Source organism: Flavobacteriales bacterium (assembly GCA_016699575.1).
In the GTDB taxonomy this organism is placed as follows: domain Bacteria; phylum Bacteroidota; class Bacteroidia; order Flavobacteriales_F; family PHOS-HE28; genus PHOS-HE28.
The window spans coordinates 1,815,049-1,836,176 of sequence record CP064979.1; the positions used below are offsets into that span (position 1 = coordinate 1,815,049).

16 protein-coding genes are annotated in these 21,128 nt (G+C 61.4%); 11 read left to right on the forward strand and 5 right to left on the reverse strand.

What is annotated here, in order from left to right:
* Nucleotides 1-62 precede the first annotated feature (62 nt).
* Nucleotides 63-239 (reverse strand): LytTR family transcriptional regulator DNA-binding domain-containing protein, encoded by a 177-nt coding sequence (locus IPJ76_07535; GenBank protein ID QQR88417.1) that lies wholly within the window; start codon nt 237-239, stop codon nt 63-65.
* A 3-nt stretch (nt 240-242) separates the two neighbouring features.
* Nucleotides 243-1,838, reverse strand: a complete 1,596-nt coding sequence (locus tag IPJ76_07540) for a histidine kinase (GenBank protein QQR88056.1) — start codon at nt 1,836-1,838, stop codon at nt 243-245.
* Nucleotides 1,839-2,020: 182 nt separating this feature from the next.
* Here IPJ76_07540 and IPJ76_07545 point away from each other — a divergent pair, with 182 nt between their 5' ends.
* Entirely contained in the window at nt 2,021-2,908 is an 888-nt protein-coding gene (locus tag IPJ76_07545; GenBank protein ID QQR88057.1) for a hypothetical protein, read from the forward strand.
* Here IPJ76_07545 and IPJ76_07550 read toward each other — a convergent pair.
* Nucleotides 2,905-4,185 (reverse strand): erythromycin esterase family protein, encoded by a 1,281-nt coding sequence (locus IPJ76_07550; GenBank protein QQR88058.1) that lies wholly within the window; start codon nt 4,183-4,185, stop codon nt 2,905-2,907. The genes IPJ76_07545 and IPJ76_07550 overlap by 4 nt on opposite strands.
* 230 nt (nt 4,186-4,415) lie before the next feature.
* Entirely contained in the window at nt 4,416-5,327 is a 912-nt protein-coding gene (locus IPJ76_07555) for an ankyrin repeat domain-containing protein (protein QQR88059.1), read from the reverse strand.
* A 199-nt stretch (nt 5,328-5,526) separates the two neighbouring features.
* Between IPJ76_07555 and IPJ76_07560 the strand changes: the two genes are divergently transcribed.
* The 7 genes from IPJ76_07560 (at nt 5,527) to IPJ76_07590 (ending at nt 16,363) form a co-directional block, all read left to right on the forward strand.
* Entirely contained in the window at nt 5,527-9,180 is a 3,654-nt protein-coding gene (locus IPJ76_07560; GenBank protein QQR88060.1) for a GHKL domain-containing protein, read from the forward strand.
* A gap of 261 nt (nt 9,181-9,441) precedes the next feature.
* Nucleotides 9,442-11,253: a T9SS type A sorting domain-containing protein gene (locus IPJ76_07565; protein ID QQR88061.1), complete on the forward strand. Its 1,812-nt coding sequence runs from the start codon at nt 9,442-9,444 to the stop codon at nt 11,251-11,253.
* Nucleotides 11,254-11,313: 60 nt separating this feature from the next.
* A complete protein-coding gene (locus IPJ76_07570) occupies nt 11,314-12,096 on the forward strand; it encodes an enoyl-CoA hydratase/isomerase family protein (protein QQR88062.1) in 783 nt (260 codons plus the stop codon).
* A 659-nt stretch (nt 12,097-12,755) separates the two neighbouring features.
* On the forward strand, nt 12,756-13,007 hold the full coding sequence (locus tag IPJ76_07575; protein QQR88063.1) for a type II toxin-antitoxin system ParD family antitoxin: 252 nt from the start codon (nt 12,756-12,758) through the stop codon (nt 13,005-13,007).
* Complete coding sequence (locus tag IPJ76_07580; GenBank protein ID QQR88064.1) at nt 13,004-13,303, forward strand: type II toxin-antitoxin system RelE/ParE family toxin; 300 nt, start codon at nt 13,004-13,006, stop codon at nt 13,301-13,303. The genes IPJ76_07575 and IPJ76_07580 overlap by 4 nt, the downstream gene beginning before the upstream one ends.
* Nucleotides 13,300-14,760, forward strand: a complete 1,461-nt coding sequence (locus tag IPJ76_07585) for a polysaccharide biosynthesis C-terminal domain-containing protein (protein QQR88065.1) — start codon at nt 13,300-13,302, stop codon at nt 14,758-14,760. The genes IPJ76_07580 and IPJ76_07585 overlap by 4 nt, the downstream gene beginning before the upstream one ends.
* A gap of 103 nt (nt 14,761-14,863) precedes the next feature.
* A complete protein-coding gene (locus IPJ76_07590) occupies nt 14,864-16,363 on the forward strand; it encodes a LysM peptidoglycan-binding domain-containing protein (protein ID QQR88066.1) in 1,500 nt (499 codons plus the stop codon).
* Nucleotides 16,364-16,366: 3 nt separating this feature from the next.
* Here IPJ76_07590 and IPJ76_07595 read toward each other — a convergent pair whose 3' ends face one another.
* On the reverse strand, nt 16,367-17,842 hold the full coding sequence (locus IPJ76_07595) for a M28 family peptidase (protein ID QQR88067.1): 1,476 nt from the start codon (nt 17,840-17,842) through the stop codon (nt 16,367-16,369).
* Between IPJ76_07595 and IPJ76_07600 the strand changes: the two genes are divergently transcribed.
* Genes IPJ76_07600 through IPJ76_07610 form a run of 3 tightly spaced genes read left to right on the forward strand, consistent with a single transcriptional unit; the run spans nt 17,835 to nt 21,123 of the window.
* On the forward strand, nt 17,835-18,443 hold the full coding sequence (locus IPJ76_07600; GenBank protein QQR88068.1) for a YfiR family protein: 609 nt from the start codon (nt 17,835-17,837) through the stop codon (nt 18,441-18,443). The genes IPJ76_07595 and IPJ76_07600 overlap by 8 nt on opposite strands.
* The gene (locus IPJ76_07605) at nt 18,440-19,327 is read left to right on the forward strand and encodes a hypothetical protein (protein ID QQR88069.1); all 888 of its coding nucleotides are present in this window, start codon (nt 18,440-18,442) and stop codon (nt 19,325-19,327) included. Before IPJ76_07600 ends, IPJ76_07605 begins: the two co-directional genes overlap by 4 nt.
* Nucleotides 19,328-19,329: 2 nt before the next feature.
* Complete coding sequence (locus tag IPJ76_07610) at nt 19,330-21,123, forward strand: SpoIIE family protein phosphatase (GenBank protein ID QQR88070.1); 1,794 nt, start codon at nt 19,330-19,332, stop codon at nt 21,121-21,123.
* Nucleotides 21,124-21,128: the final 5 nt, after the last annotated feature.

Consider the following 21,128-nt stretch of genomic DNA (forward strand, 5'->3'; position numbering starts at 1 on the left):
AACCGTGCTTGGCGACCAGTGCCGAGTATCCGTGACTTGCCTGCCTGAAGCGCTCGGGTGCCTCAGGCCCCCAGCATGGCCCTGAACCGCTGCGCGTAGCTCTCGCTGATCGGCAGCGACGTACCCTCCACGTGAACCTCATTGCGGTCCGCTTTCCCCACCGCGCCCAAGCGCACGATGTGCGAGCGGTGGATGCGGCAGTAGTGCTCGGCGGGCAGCCGCGCCTCCAGGTCGCGCAGGTGCTACAGGCTCAGGAAGCGGCCGCGTGCACGGGTGTGCACCGCTACGTAATCGCGCATGGCTGAGATGTACAACACCTCATCGTGATCCAGGCGCACGAGCTCATGCCCGCACTTCAGGAAGAAGTGGTCCGTGGTCGGAACGGTCGTTGGCGTTGCCCGGCGGACATGGACCTTTTCAATGGCGCGCATGAAGCGCTCGTAGCTGGCGGGCTTTTGCAGGTAGTCCACCACGTCAAGGGCGAAGCCGTCGATGGCGTGCTCCGGATGGGCGGAGACGATGATGAACGCGCAGTGAGGTCCGGCCAGCTTGATCAGCTGCAGGCCGCTCAGTTCCGGCATGCGGATATCCGTGAGCACCAAGTCGATGCCGCCTTGCTCCAGTCTGCGGAAAGCCGCGATCGGATCGGTGAAGGATCCGCCCAATACCAGGCCAGGCGTGCGTTGCACATAGCCAACAAGCAGCTCCACGGCCAATGGCTCGTCGTCCACGATCAGGCAGGTGAGCGGCTCAGGCATGGCGATGGAGCGGCAGTGTAAGTTCCGCCACGAAGCGGTCGGCCTGCGGTGCGAAGGTCGCGCGGCCTGCCCGTCGTAAAGCAGGAGCAGCAGGCGTTGCAGGTCGCGCAGGCCGGTGGACGGGCCATCGTCCTCCACACGTTTGCCCACACGGTTCTCGCAGCGCACGGACAGGCGATCATCGGCGATCCGCACCACCAACGACAACGGAACATCCGCGTCGCACGGATCGCCGTGCTTGAATGCGTTCTCCATCAAGGGCAGTAACACCAGCGCCACCATCGGCTGATGAAGTGCGCGATCATCCGCCTCCAACTGCAGGTTCAACGGCCGGTCGTAGCGGAGCGCTTGCAGGGTGCAATAGCGCTGCACGAGCGTCCACTCGTCCGCGAGCGGCAGGGTGCGGCCATCGCGTTTGGTGATGTGCCGCATGAGCTCGGCCATCTCGTGCAGCGGGCCGCTCACATCGGCATTGGGCCGCAGGGAGAGCGCGTAGAGATTGTTGATCGTGTTGTACAGGAAGTGCGGGGCGACACGGGCGCGCAATAGGTCCAGTTCCGATACACGACGCTCGTTCATCAATCGCATGCGTTGGGCCAGGCCGATGAACTGCGATTCGACCAGGAACAGCAGGGATCCGAACAGGAAGGGCAGCGTGCCGTACGTGAGGTTGTCCAGGGCGAAGGAGAAGAAGCCGGTGCCCGGTGGATAGTTCGGAGCGCTGCCCAAAGCCGGCAGCAACCATTGATCGCCGATGAACCGCAGGGAGACGTACACGCCCAGGCAGATGGGGTAGCTGAGCACCAGGCTGCGCACCAGTCCGCGGTTGCGGGACCATGCGCGCAGCGCGAAGAGCACCACAAGAGCGGCCAACACGATGTACGCACCGAAGAGCAGACCATAGGCCAGTAGTGCAGCACGCGGCCGTTCGTCGAACCGCACCCAGCCGATGAGATCTCCCGCCCAAGCGACCAGTACGCTTGCGGTGATCAGGAGCGCGGCGAGCGCACCGTTGCGCAGGCGGCCTTCTTCCGTGAACCACGAGCGGCCGTGATCGCGCCTGTCAACCAGGTTGGTCATTGTGCTGCAAGCTATTTCCTGCTGGTGTGTTGGGGCCATTGGGATCGGCGGATCGGCCGTTCCGATCGGCGGCTTTTTCGAGGAGCGTCCGGGCCGGTCCGCCGATCCGCTGGTGCAACGGCCGATCGGTGCGCGCCGCTCTTGGCACACCGACCTAGCCTTGGCACCAAAGAGCCCCTGCCATGAGAACACTGCATCTTCTTGCGACCTCGTTCATCGTTGCTGCCGCTGGCGCACAAGCCCCCATCCCCGACCCGGACAGGATATTGATCGGCGACCGGCCACAACCGCAGGTGCTGCTCCTGGGCACCTTCCACTTCAACTATCCCGGGCTGGATGCGCACAAGACCGACAAGTCGAAGGAAGTGGATGTGTTGGCGGAACAGCGGCAGCGCGAGCTGGACGAACTGCTTGATGTGATCCTTCGCTTCAAGCCCACCAAGCTGTGCGTGGAAACGCAGGGTGCGTGGCTTTGGCACGAATACCAGGAGTACAAGCAGGGCAAGCCGCTCGGACGGAACGAGTACTACCAGCTCGGCTTCAACATCATGGACCGCGCAGGGCTCGATACGCTCTACGCCGTGGATGCGCGACCGTTGGTCATGGACCTGCGGTATGGCAACGACAGCACCAGGCACATCCCGTGGATCGATCCGCTCTACGACGGCTGGGATTGGGGCGGCACCGATGCGATCTCGATGCGCTATGATTCGCTGTACAACGCCATCGATAGCTACGAGTCCAGCCACACTTTGCTGGAGAGTTTTCTCTCCATGAACGACGACCACGCACTGGACCGCGACTTCGGCGCTTACCTCAACGGCGGCTTCCTGCTGCGCGAGCATGATGGCGCCGACATCCTCAGCATGCACTGGTACAACCGCAACCTGCGCATCTTCCGCAACATCAAGCGCATCACCACCGGGCCGGAGGACCGCATCCTCGTGATCTTCGGTGCGGGGCACATGGGCATCCTGAAGCACCTGTTCGATTGCGATCCGACCTACCGCGTGGTGACCTTGAAGCAGTTGGCCGAGCGGCAGTGCCCACCGAACAGGAGGGTGCACTAGCGCGCTATGATGATCCGCGACTTGTCCACCGGTACGGCCGCCGTAGTGCGCACGAAGAAGACCAATCCATCGAAGTCGTTGGCAGGCGTCATGGGCATCAGTTGCGAGGCATCGCGGGTGCGATCGTCGCAATCGTCGGGTATTTGGTAGCCGCCCCACCAGCGGTGGCCGTGGCCAGTGTGCAGCCAGCGTTGCACGGTGGTGTCGGCGGGTGCGGTGCGCAGGTCAACGGCGAAGTCGCCAAGGCCGGTGGCGCTGAACTGCTCTTCCAACGAGCCTGTTGCGGGCGCGGTGTGGTGGTAGCGCTTGAAGCCCCAGCGGCCTGTACTGTCGGGGGCGTTCGCTTGAAAGCCGCCAGCGCCGAAGGCGAAGCCGAGCGCGTAGTAGTCGTTCTTCAATGCACCAGCAAGGTGCCCGCCCATGGCGAGCTCCTCGGTGCCGAGGTAGTCGAGCGACGAGCGCTTCACATGGGCATTGTGCGCCCACGCCACACAGCGTTCATCGGGTGCCAATAGCGCGAGCAACAGGTCCGCCATAGCCTTGTCGCGGCCGCCGGACGTGCCATACATGGTGATGAACGCGCGCAGCTCAAGCGTGCGCAGATGCAGTTCGGTACGTGCGGTCGTATCACGCAGCATCCGCATCAACAGGTCAAGCTCCAGGGAGTCAAGCTCCTTCTCCAGCCCATCGAACTCCGTACGATCGCCTTGGAACAACTGCTGCATGGCTGGGCCCGAGCGCTCCACCAGATCGCGCACGCGACCGGTCAGTGCACTATCGTTCAACAGCTCGCTGATGCGGTCAGCCACCGCGCCGCCGTCCTGCGCATCGAAACCGATGAAGCGCACGCGATCGTCCGATGCTGCTTTGGCGTTCCACGCGCGCAGGTCGTTGAGCAGCGCCATGTTCTCCTCCACGGCCCAAATGAGCATGTCGAAGCCGCGCATGGCATCGCGTGCATCGTTGGTGCGGCCCTGTACGTAGTCGTTGCACGCGCGCGCTTTCGACGCGCTGGCCTCATAGGCCACTGTGCGGTAGCCGTGGTGGCGGACCAGCTCCATCGTTAGGTGGCGTTTCAGCTCGAAGGCCTCGTGCTGACCGTGCGTGGCCTCGCCCAGCCCTAGCACGCGCGCGTTGGCGAGCATGGTGGCCACGCGCGCCGTGTCGTTGAGCGGCACGGCAGCGGCCTTCAGCCAATGCGCTACGGCAAGCGGCGGTTCCTGCGCGCGCGTGGCGCAAGCTGCAACGAACAACAGGATAAAGACCAACGGGCGCATGGACGATGAGCGAAGTAAGCATGCGGGATGCGGAAACACGCCACAGGGTCGCGTTCATCCTCCAGCAAGCTCCTCACCTGCAGGAACAACGCGCTGTACAACGCGAACCGATCAGTGGTGGTGGGCAGGGTGATCGTCCCGCTCATCGCTCTATCGCACGCCCGTTCATCGGCGGGCGGCGAAGGTAGCCGGGGACTTGCCCAAGCCTAAAGCCGATGCCGTGCACCTGTTCAGTATGCATCCAAGTACTCCTTTGGGTACTTCTTTATGTACCGCTCGGGGATCGGCGTGCTACCGTAGCTCACGCCATGCTGCTCTAGGTAGTCCGCAACCTCCATCTTCAGAACGTGCGCTTCCGAACCTAGGGTGAAGGTCATCTCTCTGAGGTAATGGCTGAAGTAGAGTGAGTCCCCGGTAACGGTTGTGGACAAGACTCCTTCGAAATCCGCACCCTTCTCGACCACCAGAAAATGAACCACATCCATCCTCTCGAGCAGACAAGCACTCATGAGCGCGGAACCGAACTCCTCATCCCTATAGTTGATGTCCGCTCCTCTATCCAAGAGCAACGCAACGCTCTCCAATCGGCTCTTTGCCGCAGCGATCAATGGGGTCTTCAATCGCGTAGCACCATCAGTGACTCCCGGCTTGGGCATCGCTACGGCGTTCACATCGCCCCCATGTTCGAGCAAGAGTCGGAGATACTGAGACGTCTCGTTGTTGTCAGCAGCATGGATAAAGGCCGAGGAGCCATCGAACGACTGTGCATTGGGGTCGGCCCTGGCTTCACAAAGGACTTTGGCCGAAGGATAGTCGCTCCTGATGACAGCCCACTCGAGCAGCGTCATTCCGTACTGGGGCTCTTGGAAGTGCAGCAGTGATGTGTCCTCGCTGCAGATCACGCGAATTCGCCCTGTGTCACTAGCGGCCACAGCCTCCGCAAGGTCCCACGCTCGACTGCCGCGAAAGAGTTCGATATCAATTCCAAGCAGTGGTCTTTCTCTTTCGTTGCCTGATCGTCCAGAGCAACCGGCAATGATGAGAGCGGCAGCGAGCGCTGCGCTGATAGTCCCAGTGATCTTTCCCCCCTCGATGCTCATGTTCTGGGGGTGGTCATCGAAGACGTTGGTCGTTCTAGTCACCCGCCCAATGTAGCCTCTCCCCCCACCCCATTACTTTGGCTCAACCCTTGCGCCTCCATGCCTCCCTTGCACCACCAGCCAACGGCCAACAGCTAAAGGCCAACAGCAGCACGCGCATCCCCTTTTCAACTTTCAGCCTTCAGCTTTTGAACTTTAGCCTTCAGCCTTGAGACTTGTGACTTGAGTCTTCAACCGCCCCATGCCGCAGCCGCTTCCACCTGCCCGTTCCACCATCAGCGCTGTGGGCTATTGTGTTCTCACGCTTTTGCTGCTCGGCGCCGCATGGCTCTCCCGCGGCCCTTCCCCCGACGACCGCCTCGCATCCATCGCCACCGACCTCGAGCAGCGCCTCGCCCAACGCGCCGAACTCCTCCGCACCCGCGCCACCACCTGGCACCGCACCGCACAAAGCGATGGCCTCAGCGCCCTCCGGGGCCGCATGCAAGAACTCCACGCCGAGCAAGAAAACCTCGGCATCGGCCACTGGGCCTGGCAAGCCGACACACTCGCCCTCTGGACATCCACCGGCGCCATCTCCGAAGACACCCTGCGCCGCACCTTCCGCGCCCACCTGCGCACCGGCAGCAACATCCTCCTGCACACCTTCGAAAGCCAGCAACCCGCCTGGCACGCCACTGCGGAAGTCTACACCGCGCCGCCCGTCAGTAACCGCTACCTCAGCGCCAGCTTCCACCCCTCGCTCGGTGTGCCGCGCGGCGTCATCGCCGAAACCACCCCCGGCATCGGCCCCGTCGTCCGCGATGCCGAAGGCCACGTCATGTTCCGCCTCTCATGGAACACCGAGCGCCTGCCCTTCAACACCTGGGACATCGCTCGCGCCCTGTTGCTCATCCTCGCCAGCATCACCCTGCTCGCCGCCGTGTGGAAGGCAAGCATGCACATCGCGCGCCGCAACGCCGCCCTCGGCATTCTCGTCTTCATCGTAGTGCTCGTGCTGCTCCGCTGGATCAGCATGCGCATCTACCCCGTCGAACCCTTCGACCGCCTGCAGCTCTTCGGCCCGCAGCTCTACGCCACCAGCCAATGGCTCCCCTCCCTCGGCGACCTCCTCATCACGGGCATCCTCCTCACCATCCTCGCGCGCTTCATCCACGCTTCATGCAGGCCCATTAAGGTTGAAGGCCCTCGCGCCGCCCTGGCCACCGGCCTCCTTGCTACCGCACTTCTGCTGGCGCTCGCCCGGTGCATCACGGTCCTCGCCATCGGTTTGGTCGAAGACAGCTCCATCGATCTGGACCTCTACCACCTCGATCGCGTCGACGTCCACAGTGCCATCGGTCTCCTCTGCGTGGCACTCCTCTTCACCGCGTGGATCCTCCTCGCCGACGCCACCACACGCGCACTGTCCAACGTTGGCCGAACGCGTCACGCACTTTTCACCTCTGCGCTCGTTGTCCTCGGCTCGCTCATCGTGCACCACATCAGCGGTGTGTACGACCTGTTGCTCGTGCTCTGGCCGCTGCCCCTGCTCATCATCATCGTGCTCGGGCGTCGTCGCGCTTATCGTTTCGGGCATGCCGTCATCGCCCTCATCACGCTCTCCGCCATCAGCGCGCACCTCCTCATCAAGTTCACCCAGCACCGCGAGCAGCAGGAGCGCATCCTCATCGCCGAGCGCCTCATCACCGATCAGGACCCCGTCGTCGAGCAGCTCTTCCGCAGCACCGCACCGCGCCTCCGCAACGACAGCGCCATCTACGCCCTCCTCACCGACACCCTGCTCTGCCGCCCCAACGAACTCGATGCCCGTGTGCGCCAGGAGTTCTTCACCGGCTACTGGGAGCGCTACCGCGTGCACCTCTACGCCTTCACCACCGATGGCCGCCTCGTCTGCTCCAACACCAACGAAGCCGCCCGCTCCCTCGCCACCGACAACGCGCCCTTCACGCCCGCGCTTCCCGTGGCCGACATGCCCGAGCTGCACTTCCACACCGAAAGCGGCCAGCAACGATTCTACCATGCGCAGGTCGCCATCATGGCCACCGACACCAGTCCGCCCACGCAGCTCCTCATCGAACTACTGCCGCGCGCCATGAGCGACGTGCAGGGCTATCCCGAGCTCCTCCTCAGCGGCGAGCGCACCACCGAACAACGCGCCGCCCGCTATGCCTTCGCCCGCTACGACCAAGGCCTCCTCACCGAGCAGCGCGGTGCCGAGCATCCCTTCCGCTGGTCGGGGGAAGTCTCGCCCACTGGTGCTTGGTCCGTGCGTGACGAAGGCTCATCGCTGGCGCTGGGCGATGCCACCGGCTCCATGGTGGTGCTTTCGTTACCGCTGCCCACCCTGCTCGACAAGGCCAGCACGTTCAGTTGGCTCTTCGCGTTCTTCAGTGTCTTGTTGGTTGGCGCGTTCGTTGTGCGCACCGTGCAACGCGATGGCGGCTTGCCGGCCTTCTCGCTCGGCGGCAAAGTGCGCGTGGCACTGCTTGCGTTCTCCGTTGTGGTGCTGCTCTTCTTCGGCCTCGGTGCGCAACGCCTGCTCAGCGGCATCACCACGCAGCGCAACGATTCCGCATTGCAGGAGAAAGCCCGCAGCGTTGCCGTGGAACTACAGCACAAGTTGGGCGAAGAGCAGCTCCTCTCAACGCAGAATGCCCCCTACATCAGCCGCCTGCTCGACAAGTTCGGCAACGTCTTCTTCACCGACATCAACATCTACGCCCCGCAAGGAACGCTCATCGCCGCCACGCGCCCGCAGATGTTCACCGCGGGCCTGCTCAGCGAGCGCATGCATCCTGTCGCGTTCGCATCCCTCGCCGGCGGGGCGCGCAACGCCGTGGTGCAAGTGGAACACATCGGCAGCGCGGCGTACCGCAGTGCCTATCTGCCCTTGCGGAACAACTCCGGCACGTTGCTCGGTTTCGTGAACCTGCCCTCCTTCGCGCGCCAAGGTGAACTGGAAGCCGAGCGCACGGGCCTCATTACCGCCATCGTCAACTTGTTCGTGCTTCTGCTTGCATTGTCCCTGCTGGCCGGCGTCCTCATCAGCAACTGGACCACCCGACCGCTGGAAGTGTTGCGCCGCAGCATTGAAGGCATGGCGCTGCGCGGCACCAACGAGCGCATCACCTACACCGGTCGCGACGAGATCGGTGAACTGGTGCGCGTGTACAACACCAAGGTGCAGGAGCTGCACGAGAGCGCCGAAAAACTGGCCCGCAGCGAGCGCGAAAGCGCGTGGAAAGAAATGGCCCGACAGGTGGCGCACGAGATCAAGAACCCGCTCACGCCCATGAAGCTCGGCATCCAGCATTTCCAGCGCACGTGGGACCCGAGCGCTCCGGAAGCAAGGCAACGCCTCGACCGTTTCGCTACGGGCATGGTGGAACAGATCGATGCACTCAGCCGTGTGGCAGGCGACTTCTCTCGCTTCGCGCAGATGGGCGCTGCCAACGAAACCATCCTCGACCTGAACGATGTCGCCCGCAATGCCGTGGCGCTCTTCTCCGACGGCGCGGACGCGGCGGTTTCGCTCCGTACCGCTGAACTGCTCGTGGTGAAGGCCGATCGCGAGCACCTTTTGCGCGTGTTCAACAACCTCATCACCAATGCGCTGCAGGCCGTTCCCGAAGGAATGCAGGGCAGGGTGGATGTCGTGTTGCGGCGCGATGGCGACCACGCGGTCGCGGAGGTGCGCGACAACGGCAGTGGCGTCCCCGAGGAGATCCGCGATCGCATCTTCGAACCGAACTTCACCACCAAGAGCAGCGGCATGGGCCTCGGCCTGGCCATGGTGAAGCGCATGGTGGAACAAGCGGGCGGAGAGGTGTGGTACGAGAGCGTTGAGGGACAGGGCGCGCAGTTCGTAGTGCGCCTGCCGCTCGCGCGGTAGTTCTTAGAGCCTGTTTGGGTTCTCTTGAACGAGGGGCTCCGAGGCTATTTTTCGTTCAGGCGCTTCCGGAAAGTCCTCGCGTAGCGGTGCCTACGGGATCATTTTCCGGCGAAGCATGGGCGGAAAAGAGACCGGAGAGCGCGTTTGAAGAGATCCCAAACGGGCTCTTAGGCGCACCGGTAGCTGTTGACAAGCCAGACCTTTCGTTGCCGCAAGCAGGTTGTTGGGGCCTTTTCTTTGAAAGCAGAACAAATATGCACGATGATGGTCCGCGCTGTTCTTGTCCAGCTTCTGCTATTCGCCGCGCACATTGCGGCTTCCCAAGCACCAGCCATCCAATGGCAACTCTGCTCGGGCGGTGCGGATGTTGAGGATCAACCGGATGTCATCCAGACCATGGACGGAGGCTTCGTCATGGTATCGACCACCTATTCGGTTGACGGTGATGCCGCAGGTAACCATGGGAGCGCGGATGTGCTGGTAAAGAAGGTGGACGGCGTCGGGAACAATGAGTGGATCAAAGTTCTGGGCGGAAGTTCTTGGGAGCTCAGTAATGCCATTCGGCAAACGAACGATGGTGGTTACCTGGTTTTGGGTACGACAAGTTCGAACGATGGGGATGTTATGGGCCATCACGGTGATTCGGATATCTGGTTGTTGAAGCTGGATGTTGTTGGCGATATCGAATGGCAGCGTTGCTTGGGGGGGTCGGGGTCGGACGGGATCGGCTATGTGGATGACTCGTGGTCAAGCATCCTGGAATTGACGAATGATGGTGGATGCTTGATCACTGGAACAACAACGTCCGACGATGGGGATGTTGTGGGCTGGCACCCCGGGTACTCCCAAGGCCAGGCACGGAATGACATTTGGGTCGTGAAAGTTGACGGTACGGGTGCTATCCAATGGCAAAGGGCGCTCGGGGGATCAGGGAGCGAGTTCATTGGGCGAATGGTGTCAACAAGCGATGGCGGCTGCATCCTTGTTGGCGACACTGAATCTCCGGATGGCGACGTGGTGGGTTGGCACGCTGGGATCGGACAAAACGGAGTGAACGATGATCTATGGGTCGTTAAGTTGAGCTCAATGGGCGCAATTGAATGGCAGCGCACCCTGGGTGGTTATGAGGATGAGTTCGCACAAGACGTATTGGAAACCCCTGACGGTGGGTTCATCGCCTCCGCGAGGTCATGCTCCATGGATGGTGACTTGGTCAACAATGTCCAAGGGCTCGTTTGGTGGGTAGTGAAACTTGACCAATCCGGCGCGGTTGAATGGGAGAAGTCGCTCGGCGGCCTCTATGGGAACAGCGTGCTCGACATGGCACTTGCTGCAACGGGTGGGTATTTGATCGGGGGTGGTCTGCTAGGACCCGGAGCGGATGCCCCGTGTTACCACGGCACCGCCCAAGACGCCATGGAAGACGCGTGGGTGGTGAAGCTAGCCCCGGCCGGGACCATTGAATGGCAGCTTTGCCTTGGTGGCACAGGGCTCGATGAATACGGGTCTCTAGGAGGCGCATTCGTTGCGACACCTGATGGTGGTTGTGTGATCGGGGCATTGAGTTATTCCGACGATGGTGATGTGACCAACAACCAAGGCAATGGTGATGCGTGGATTGCGAAGGTCAGCAACACCGGGGCTCTTGCTTGGCAGCGGGCATTGGGTGGCTCGGGCCTTGACCACCCTTCAAGCATTCGCATCACCTCGGATGGTGGTTTCCTTGTTTCCGGCATCACCGCCTCTAATAATGGGGACGTGTCAGGAAACCATGGTGGCTTGGACACGTGGATACTGGAACTGGCTGGGGATGGAAGTGGGTTGAATGAGTTTCCCTTTCAGGGTTTCATCATCAGCCCGGTGCCCGCTACGAACGAGGTCAGGATCACGACGCCGATGCCATACCCGGATACCCGGGCCACGGTCATCGACGCGCTAGGACAAGAGGTCGAAAGCGCAGCCATGGGCGGCACCGATCTCTGGCTGGATGTCGGCCATCTGCCGCGTGGTGTGTACTTGGTTAAGTTGAGCACGAAGGGAGCGAGCAGGTCGCAACGGGTGGTCTTGGAGTGACCGCGAGGTCGACCCGCACCGTTAGGTGGGTCCATCCAATGGTCCGATACCTTCGCCCCAATGTCATTCAATAACCTTCTGGTGTCCGATGCCGATGGCATCCGCACCATCACCATCAACCGCCCCGACCAGCTCAACGCCCTGAACCGCGACACCATCGCCGAGCTGGACCAAGCGCTGACCGCCGCCGACGGCGACAAGGGCGTGCGCGTGCTCATCATCACGGGCAGTGGCCCTAAGGCATTCGTTGCGGGTGCCGACATCAAGGAGTTCGCGCACTTCGCCGTGGAAGAAGGCCGAGCACTTGCGGCCGATGGCCAGAAGAAGCTCTTCGACCACGTGGAGAACATGAGCAAACCGGTGATCGCCGCGGTGAACGGTTTCGCATTGGGCGGCGGATTGGAACTGGCCATGAGCTGCCACGTGCGCGTGGCGAGCGACAACGCTCGCATGGGCCTGCCGGAAGTCTCGCTCGGTGTGATCCCCGGCTACGGTGGCACGCAGCGCTTGGCGCGGCTGGTCGGCAAGGGCAAGGCGATGGAGATGATCTTCAGCGCTGGCATGATCAAAGCCGACGAGGCCCTGCAATGGGGACTGGTGAACCACGTTGTAGCACAAGCCGACCTGCTCGCCAAGTGCAACGAGCTTGCAGTCGCCATCATGAAGAACTCTCCCACGGCCCTCGCTGCCGCCATCCGCGCGGTGAACGCCGGTTACGAGCCGGGCGCCAACGGCATGCAACGCGAGATCGAGGAGTTCGGCAAGTGCTTCGGCACCGCGGACTTCAAGGAGGGCACCAGCGCGTTCATGGAGAAGAGGAAGGCGAATTTCACGGGGGCGTGAGAAGCGAATCGCCCACTTGGACAACGCGCATTGGGCCGAATCACTTCATGCGGGGATTGCATGTGCTGCTAGGTGGCCTGTTCGCTCTGGGCGTCATTGGGATGACAGGGTTGCTCATATTCCACTTCGACCGGATTCCCGACAAGCCTCTATCCTCCCTTTTGGCCTATCTCTTCTTCCTGTGCCTGATTGGGTTCTTCTGCGTCTACTGCTTTCTCGAAGGTTACTATCGACCAACTACTATCCACATCGCTGCCGACGGGAGCTTCTGGAGGCTCTCTGCGCTGCTTCGCCGCACGCGTGTGATCAGGCTGAGTGATGTCGAGGCGTACAGCCGATGCACGATGGAGAACAGATTCACGAGCTGGCCTGGTTTGATTCTCTATCTGAAGAGTGGTAGCGTCGAGGAATTGACCGAACGGAGTCTCCGCACCCTTGCCCCCCTGGTCGATTCGTTGTCAAAGACAGGAGTAAAGTGTGTCGGTCGCGAATCAACTTGGTACCCGTTCAGGAAGTTCGAGTACGATTTCAGAAAGTGACCACACTCGGCAAACTCGCCGGCCAGACAACCATGTACCGGCTGAACGGCAGAGCAGTCGGGATCACGGAAGCGCGGCCCGCGTACCAACGCGTGGTAGCTTTGCGTTCATCCATCACCCATGTCCAAGAACACTTCAATACTGCTTGGCGACCACTTCGAGGCCTTTGTGGCCCAACAAGTGAAGTCAGGGAAATACACGTCCGTCAGTGAAGTCATTCGTGCAGCCCTGCGCCTCTTCGAGGTGGAGGAAACAAAGCAGGAGAGCCTTATCAAGGAGCTGAAGAAGGGCGAGCGGGCCGGGTTCGTGCCCGAATTCCATCGTGAGGAGTTCTTGAACGGCCTTCACCGCAAGCGCACGCGGAAAGGATGAAGTTGAAAGTCAGCCGTGCGGCTGCTGAAGATCTGGAGGGCATTTGGAACTACACCGTTGAGCATTGGTCAGTGGAACAGGCCGACCGGTATTTGCACCTGATCCTCGATGCGTTCGATAGGGTCCAAGGCAGTCTGCACAAAGGCAAAGACTTCGGACATGTGCGGGCAGGCTACTATGGCGAGAAGGCCGGATCGCATTTGGTCTTCTATCGTGTGAACGAAGCCGAACAATCCATCGAGATCATCCGTGTGCTGCATGGCCGCATGGACCTGGAGAACCGATTGGCCCCATGAGCACCCTCCGCAAGCTCGCCGGTCAGACAGCCATCTATGGGCTGAGCAGCGTTGTTGCGCGGTTCCTCAACTTCCTGCTCACGCCGCTGCTCACGAGCAAGGGCGTGTTCGCGCCGGAGGAGTTCGGTGTCATCACCTCGTTCTATGCGTGGGCGGCATTCATCAATGTGCTGCTCACGTTCGGTATGGAGACGACCTACTTCCGGTTCGCGTCTTTGCACAACGCTGGTTCGGAGTACTCCTCCTCCCCCACTGGGGGAGGCCGGGAGGGGGCCTCCTACGCCACCGCCTTTTTCTCCGTCGCCGGGCTCTCACTGTTCTTCACCCTTGTATGCCTGTTCTTCCCGGATGCCCTTGCCGCTGGAATGCGCTATCCGATGCACGGCAAGTTGGTGTGGATGCTCGGTCTTGCCTTGGGCCTCGATGCCATGACCGCACTGCCCATGGCCCGCTTGCGCAAGGAGAACCGGCCGTGGCGTTTCGTACTGGTGAACTTGGCGAACGTGGGCGTCACCGTGGTGCTTAGCCTCTACTACTTCGCTTACGCCAAACAGCACGATCCGAGCATCGGCGTGGGCCACGTCTTCCTCATCAACCTCATCGCCAGCGCCGTCAAGTTCCTGATGGTGGTGCCGCAATGGCCATCGTTCGTTGCACTCGATAGGTCGCTGCTGAAGCCCATGCTCGTGTTCGCAGCCCCGCTCGCGATCGCGGGACTTGCCGGCATGGTGAACGAAACGGCTGACCGCACCGTGCTCAAATACCTGTTGCCCGTGGGAACCGCCGATGAACAGATCGGTATCTACGGCGCGTGCTACAAGCTGGCGGTGCTCATCACGCTTTTCATCCAAGCGTTCCGCATGGGCGCCGAGCCGTTCTTCTTCAGCCATGCCAAAGAGCAGGACAGCAAACAGACCTTTGCGCGCATCATGAACGTGTTCGTGGCGGTGTGCATGGTGGCCTTCCTGGTGGTGATGCTCTTCCTGGATCTGTTCAAGTGGTTCATCCCGAATGAAGCCTATCACGAGGGACTGCGGGTGGTGCCCATCCTGATGCTCGCGAACGTATTCTTGGGCATCTACTACAACCAGAGTGTGTGGTACAAGCTCACGGACCGCACGCGCGCGGGAAGCACGATCAGCCTTGTCGGTGCGGGCATCACGCTGGTGCTGCTCTTCGTGCTCATCCCCATCCTGGGGTACATGGGCGCGGCGTGGGCAACACTTGGGTGCTATGCCAGCATGGCCATCATCAGCTACGCATGGGGCCAAAAGCATTACCCCGTGCCGTACAACGTGACGCGGGTGCTGCTGTACATGGCCGGTGGGGTGGCGCTGTGGTGGGGGTGTGAGCAGGTACCCGTAGAAGGAGCAGTGGCTTATGCGATCCGCGGCATAGTGCTCCTCGGCTTCGGTCTTGTGGCTTGGAAGTTGGAGAAGCCGCTTGCCCTGCGCTAGTCGCACCGCTCCCTGCCCCACCGCTTCCACATACCGGTGTTGATGCGCCGCTGGTACAACATCCCGGGCGATCCTGCGTACTAAGGGTACTTTGCGCTCCTCCATGAACGAACGCACTCTCCTGCTTGCTGCCTCGCTGGCCCTTTCCACGGCCGCGCTGGCACAACCCGACGCTGCGCCCGCGACCGGTCAGTACGAAGTCCCCTTTGCCATTGCCACCGACGATCCGGTGATGGAGCAGCTGGACCGTCTTGCCCAGCTCCCTTGGGTGAAGAACGATCCTTTCTCCACCGATGTGGCCGCACTGAACGTGCACCGCTATGCAATGACGGACACGCCCCGCTTCAGCGACGATGTGTACCGCAATCGCTTGGCCGTGCTGGACCAACGGACGCCCTTCAGCCTCACCTACCGTCCGGTGGTGAAGAGCTACATCGAGCTTTACGCGGTACGCAAGCGCGAACAGACCGGTCGTATGTTGGGCTTGTCCCAACAGTACTTCCCCATCTTCGAGGAAGCCCTCGACCGCCACGACATGCCCATGGAACTGAAGTACTTGGCCGTTGTGGAGAGTGCGCTGTTCCCCGGGGCGAAGAGCCGCGCAGCCGCAGTCGGCCTGTGGCAGTTCATGCAACCCACCGGAAAGATGTACGGCTTGCACGTGGACAGCTACACCGACGAACGGTGCGACGTTTACGAAAGCACCGATGCCGCCTGCCGCTACCTGAAGGACCTGCATGCCATCTACGGCAACTGGGAGTTGGCGCTCGCAGCGTACAACTGCGGCCCCGGCAACGTGAACAAGGCGATCCGCCGCGCTGGCGGCACCAAGGACTATTGGGCGGTGTACGATCACTTGCCGCGAGAGACCCGTGGCTATGTACCGGCCTTCATAGCGGTGAATTACATCTTCAACCACGCCACTGATCACAACCTCTATCCGCTGGCGCCCAACTACTGCGCTTACGAGATCGATACGGTGAAAGTGTGCTACCCGTTGGACTTCAAACTGCTGGGCGCGGTGTTGGACATGAAGGAGGAAGACCTCGCTCTGTTGAACCCCGTCCATAAGCGCGGTTTCATTGCGGATCCCATGCAACCCGTGACACTGTATTTGCCTCACGACAAAGTGGGTGCGTACATCGCGAACGAGGAGCAGTTGATGCTGGCGTGGAAGCCCGCTGCGCAACCTGCAGTGCCCGCGCAGGAGCAACTGGCGCAAACAAAGAAGTACCACACGGTGCGCCGCGGCGAATCACTCGGGAGCATTGCCAACAAGCACCGTGTTTCCGTGGCACAGCTGCGCAACTGGAACAACCTGCGCGGAAATACGATCCGTCCCGGCCAACGCTTGGCTCTGCATGTGGCCGCCAAGGCTGAGCCAACAGCTGAAGCCCAACCCACCAAGGCCGAACAGCCGGCAGCGTCCCGCACGGGCGAGGAGTACATCTACTACACTGTGCAACAGGGCGACACGCTCTGGGGCATCGCACAGCGCCATCCGGGCATCACCGTGGAGGAGATCCGCCGGATGAACGAAGGGCTTTCGAGCAAGTCGCTCAAGCCCGGCAAGCGTATCAAGGTCGGGGTGCAGAAGGGCTGAGCCCTACCAGCGCCACTCCTTCTGGAGCTTCAACTTGTCTTCGAGGCCGTCAGCACGTAAGCGATCGCGCAATGCATCGTCCGTGAAGTGGCCCGGTAAGGTTGGCGCGTTGGCCAGCGACCAGAGCAGCATGCCGGTGAACCGCACATTGTCCACCATGCGGCGGGGGTCCACGAGGTGGATATCGTCGCAGCTGCTATGGTAGCAGCCGTAAACATGCCCGCCGAGGTCGCTCAACGGTGCGATGACCGGGACACCGTGGAGCATGAAGGGTTGATGATCGCTGTGCAATCCGGCCTCTGTCCGTAGTTCGTTCCTGAACGTGCTGTCCATTGCGGTAATCTCTGTACCGATGGAATGCACCAGATCGCTCCAGCCATCGGGACCCACCACATGGAACCCGAACGGACCACCGGTCATGTCCAGGTTCACCATGCACTTCACGTTGGCCAGTTCGCCTGTGGAGCGCAGATGCTCCACCAAAGCCGTTGAGCCCAACAAGCCTTGCTCTTCGCCCATGAACATGACGAACCGGATGGTGCGCTCGGGTTTAAGGTCCAAGGCTTTGAAGCAGCGCGCCAGGTCAAGGATTGAAAACGAGCCCAGCCCATTGTCCGTTGCCCCCGTGGCCAGGTCCCAGCAATCAAGATGACCGCCGATGATGATCACCTCATCGGGCTTGGTGCTGCCACGTATCTCCCCTATGACGTTGCGGGCCGTCACCACGGCGTTGCTATTGGTCATTGAGAGATCGATGGCGGGTGTGCGACCTTGTTCGAGCTCAGCGCGCAACCACACGCCATCCTCGCTGCTCACACAAGCGGCCGGTATGCTGATGGGCAGGCCATCCACGGAAGCTGTGCCTGTCAGCAGCACATGGCCGTCCACGTTGTTCACGAAGACGATGGCCGAGGCACCGGCGGCGATGGCCAGGGCGGTCTTCTCACTGCGATGAAGGTTGTGCGTGCCTTCCGGGGCGTGGCGCAGACCGATGTTCATCAGCACCGCTTTCCCGCGCACGGTCGTTCCCGCGCGCTCGAAGTCGGCCGCCAGACCATTGCCTACATCCACCAGCAATGCGGAAACCTGCGACGAGTCGGGCGTGTGCGCAAGAGCCACCGCCGTGATCAACGTGTCCGAGCGCCCAGCGTTCACCACAAGACGAACGCTGCGCCGTTGCCACGCATTGGCTGAAAACGGGAAGAACGAGACGTTGTCCAGGCCCGATGCCCGGAGCAAGCTGTCGGCGGTCACCTCAGCACGGGCGCCGTTCGGAGTGCCCGTTAGGCGGTGCCCGTCGCGCTGGGTACTGTGCCGGAGCCACTCATAGCCTTTGGCCCCGTGCCGGGCTTCCTGATCGATGGCGAGGAAAGTTGGCGCTTGGGCCTTCACTTCAACACCCACGTGTGGATAGATGCACGCCATGGAAAGCATGGCCAGCAAGCGCACGCAGGTACTTTGCCTTGGATAGATGGACATGTGCACGGACCTGTTGCTGACCGCACCGACGGCGGGACCCGCCGAAAGTACTCGGCCCGGCATGCCGTGGCGTTGGCCCCGGGCGGTCATGCTGCTGTTCATCCCCGTGCTGTTCTGCTCCAACGGCCAGCAGCGCGATGCTGAGAAGGACACCACGGCTGTGGTGCAAGCCAGTTACATCTACAACATCGCCAAGCTGGTGGAGTGGAAGGACGCCTCCATGCGCAACGGCAACTTCGTGGTGGGCATCATCGGCGGCGCGAACCTCTATCAGGAGCTGATCAAGAAGTACGCCACCAAGACCATCGGCAAGCAACAGGTGGAGGTGCGCAAACTGCTCGATCTGGGGGACGCCAATTGCCACATGCTCTTCGTTGGCAAGGAGCACCTTACCATGCTGCCGTCCATCTATAAGCGTCTTGAGGGGAAGCCCACATTGATCCTTACCGAGTACCCGGACGCGATCGAGGACGGTTCGGTGGTGAACTTCGTGGTGGTGGACAACACCTTGAAGTTCGAGCTTGGCATGGCCCACGCGCGCAAGCACCGCCTCGAGGTGGGCGCCACCCTGAAACAACTCGCACACAAAGTGGTGGAATGATGCGCGCGATCCACATAGCCCTCTTGTGCGCCTTGCTGCCCATGCCCATGTTGGGCCAGGACAAATTCGCCGAGGCCTTGCGGGTGTACCAGGAAGGCGATCTGCAGCGTGCACGTACGCTTATCGACGACGTTGTCCGCCAGGACGGTTCGCTGCGCGATCCGGAAGCCTGGCTCCTTCGTGGTTTCGTGTACAAGGATCTTTACAAGGCAGCCCCAGAGGCACCAACCGCCCACGAACTGCGCAATTCCGCCCTCAGCAGCCTCCACGAGTGCAGCCGCACCGACACGTCAGGCTTGTACCGCGAGAACGCTGGCCAGGCCTACGATTTCCTGTCCAAAACGCTGTACAACGATGCTGTGAAGGCATTGAACACCATGAACGCGGACCTGGCCGTTGAGCGCTACGGGCAGTACAAGGAGGCCGTGGTGCTCATGGGGTTGAAGCATGATCTGCTAGCACGGGACGTGGAGTTCCTGAACGCGCTGGGCACCTTGTACACCAAGCGCTACAACGCGGCGCGCGATAGCACCATCTGGTACGAGAAGGCGATAGCCACCTATGAGCAGGTACTTGCCATCGACTCCTCCAACTACGGCGCCACCTACAATCTTGCCACGTTGTACTACAACCGCGGCGTTTTCCGCATCATGCAGATCTCGCCCGACAACACCATCCCCGACATTGAGCAGATACAGGAGGTGAGCAAAGAGTTCTTCCGGCTGGCGCTGCCGTACATGAAGAAGGCCCACGCGATGCGCGGCGATCGACCGGAAACCCTGCAAGGGCTCGAAGGCATCCACTACAGCTTGAACGACCTTGAGCAGGCCGAGCACTACCGGCAGCTCTACGAGCGCATCAAGCAGGGCGCACCCCAGGATTGACCATGCGCAAACCGCGGCTCACCATCGGCAAGCGCATCGGGATGGGCTTCGGCCTGTTCATCTTCTTCGCCTTGTTGGTGGTGGTGATCACCAACCGTGCGCTGGACCGCAGCCGGACCATCAACGCCACGATAGAGACGGTTTACAGTCCGTCGGTGGATGCCCTGGTGCACATGCGGAACCTGCTCACCAATGCGCACATGCTCGTGAAGCACTGGGCGCTGGTGGAGAGCCGCGCGGAGGCGCCTGAGAAGACCGCTCTCATCCACATTACCACGCAGGAACTGCCGGGGCTGCTCGATAGGATCGATACGCTGACGGCCAACTGGAGCGCCGATGAGGTGGCCATGTTCAACAGCACCACCGTGGAGATGGAGAAGCTCTTCGCCATGCACGACCGCATCAAGGAGATGCTGCCGGCGATGGAGAGCTACACCGACCCGTTGATCTTCCTGGAGCGCAACGATCTTGCCGAAGAAGGCGGACCACTGGACCAGCAAAGCCAGATCGTACAGGACCGGTTGGACGAGCTGTTGGACCGCCAAGAATCACAACGACTTGAGCTGAGCAATGGCATGATCAAGAGCTTCGACGACCTGAAGTTCTTCGTGCTTTATCTCGGACTGGGCCTGGTACTGGTGGGCACGTTGGTCGCGTTCTTCATCGTTCGCGGCATTGTACGACCAGTGTTGAAGCTGCGCGCCGTGCTGTTGGCACTTGGTCGCGGGGTCTTCCCTCGCGCCCGCATGCAGGTGCGCAACGATGAGATCGGGGAGATGACGCAGGCGCTCATGGGCCTGGTGGACGGACTGAAGCGCACCACGGACTTCAGCCATGCCGTTGCGGCCGGCAATTTCGGCGCGGAATACGTACCACTGAGCGACGAGGACGTACTGGGGCACGCGCTGTTGAAGATGCGCGACGAGCTCGGCCAGCGCGAACGTTTCCTGGAGCACAAGGTGAAAGAGCGGACGGAGGAGGTGGTGCGCCAGAAAGAAGAAGTGGAGCGCCAGAGCCGAAAAGTGGTGGAGCTCTACAAGAACGTCACGGATAGCATCCGCTACGCAAAGCGGTTACAGGAATCCATCCTGCCGCCGGAAAAACGCATCAAGGAACTGGTGCCGGAGAGCTTCGTCCTCTATCGCCCGAAGGACATCGTCAGTGGCGATTTCTACTGGTTCGACAAGGTGGATGAACGTGTCGTCTTCGCAGCTGTGGACTGCACTGGGCACGGTGTGCCGGGCGCGTTCATGAGCCTTGTGGGCCACAACGGCCTCAATCAAGCCATCAAGGACCATGGCAACGTGCGTCCGAGCGAGGTGTTGAAGGACCTCAATCGCATTGCGTTCAACACCCTGCACAAGGATCGCGAGCAACAATTGGTGCGCGATGGCATGGACCTGGCGCTCTGCTCATATGACCCCGCGCGCATGGTCCTGGAGTACGCCGGTGCCAACTGCCCGTTGTACATCGTGCGCAATGGTGAACTCATCGAGTACAACCCCGATAAGATCCCCATCGGCGGTGCGGAACTTGACGGCCGCAACTTCACCGACCACCGGATACGATTGCAGCGCGGGGACGTGTTCTACATCTTCAGCGATGGCTACCCTGACCAGTTCGGCGGACCAAGGGGCAAGAAGTTCCTCTACAAGCGTTTCCGCGAACTCCTGCTCACCATCAGCGACAGGCCGATGGAACGCCAGCGCACCATGCTGCTGGAAGCCCTCAACGAATGGAAGGGCGTCCACGAACAGGTGGACGATATCCTGGTGATCGGCGTGCGCGCCGCCTGACCTGT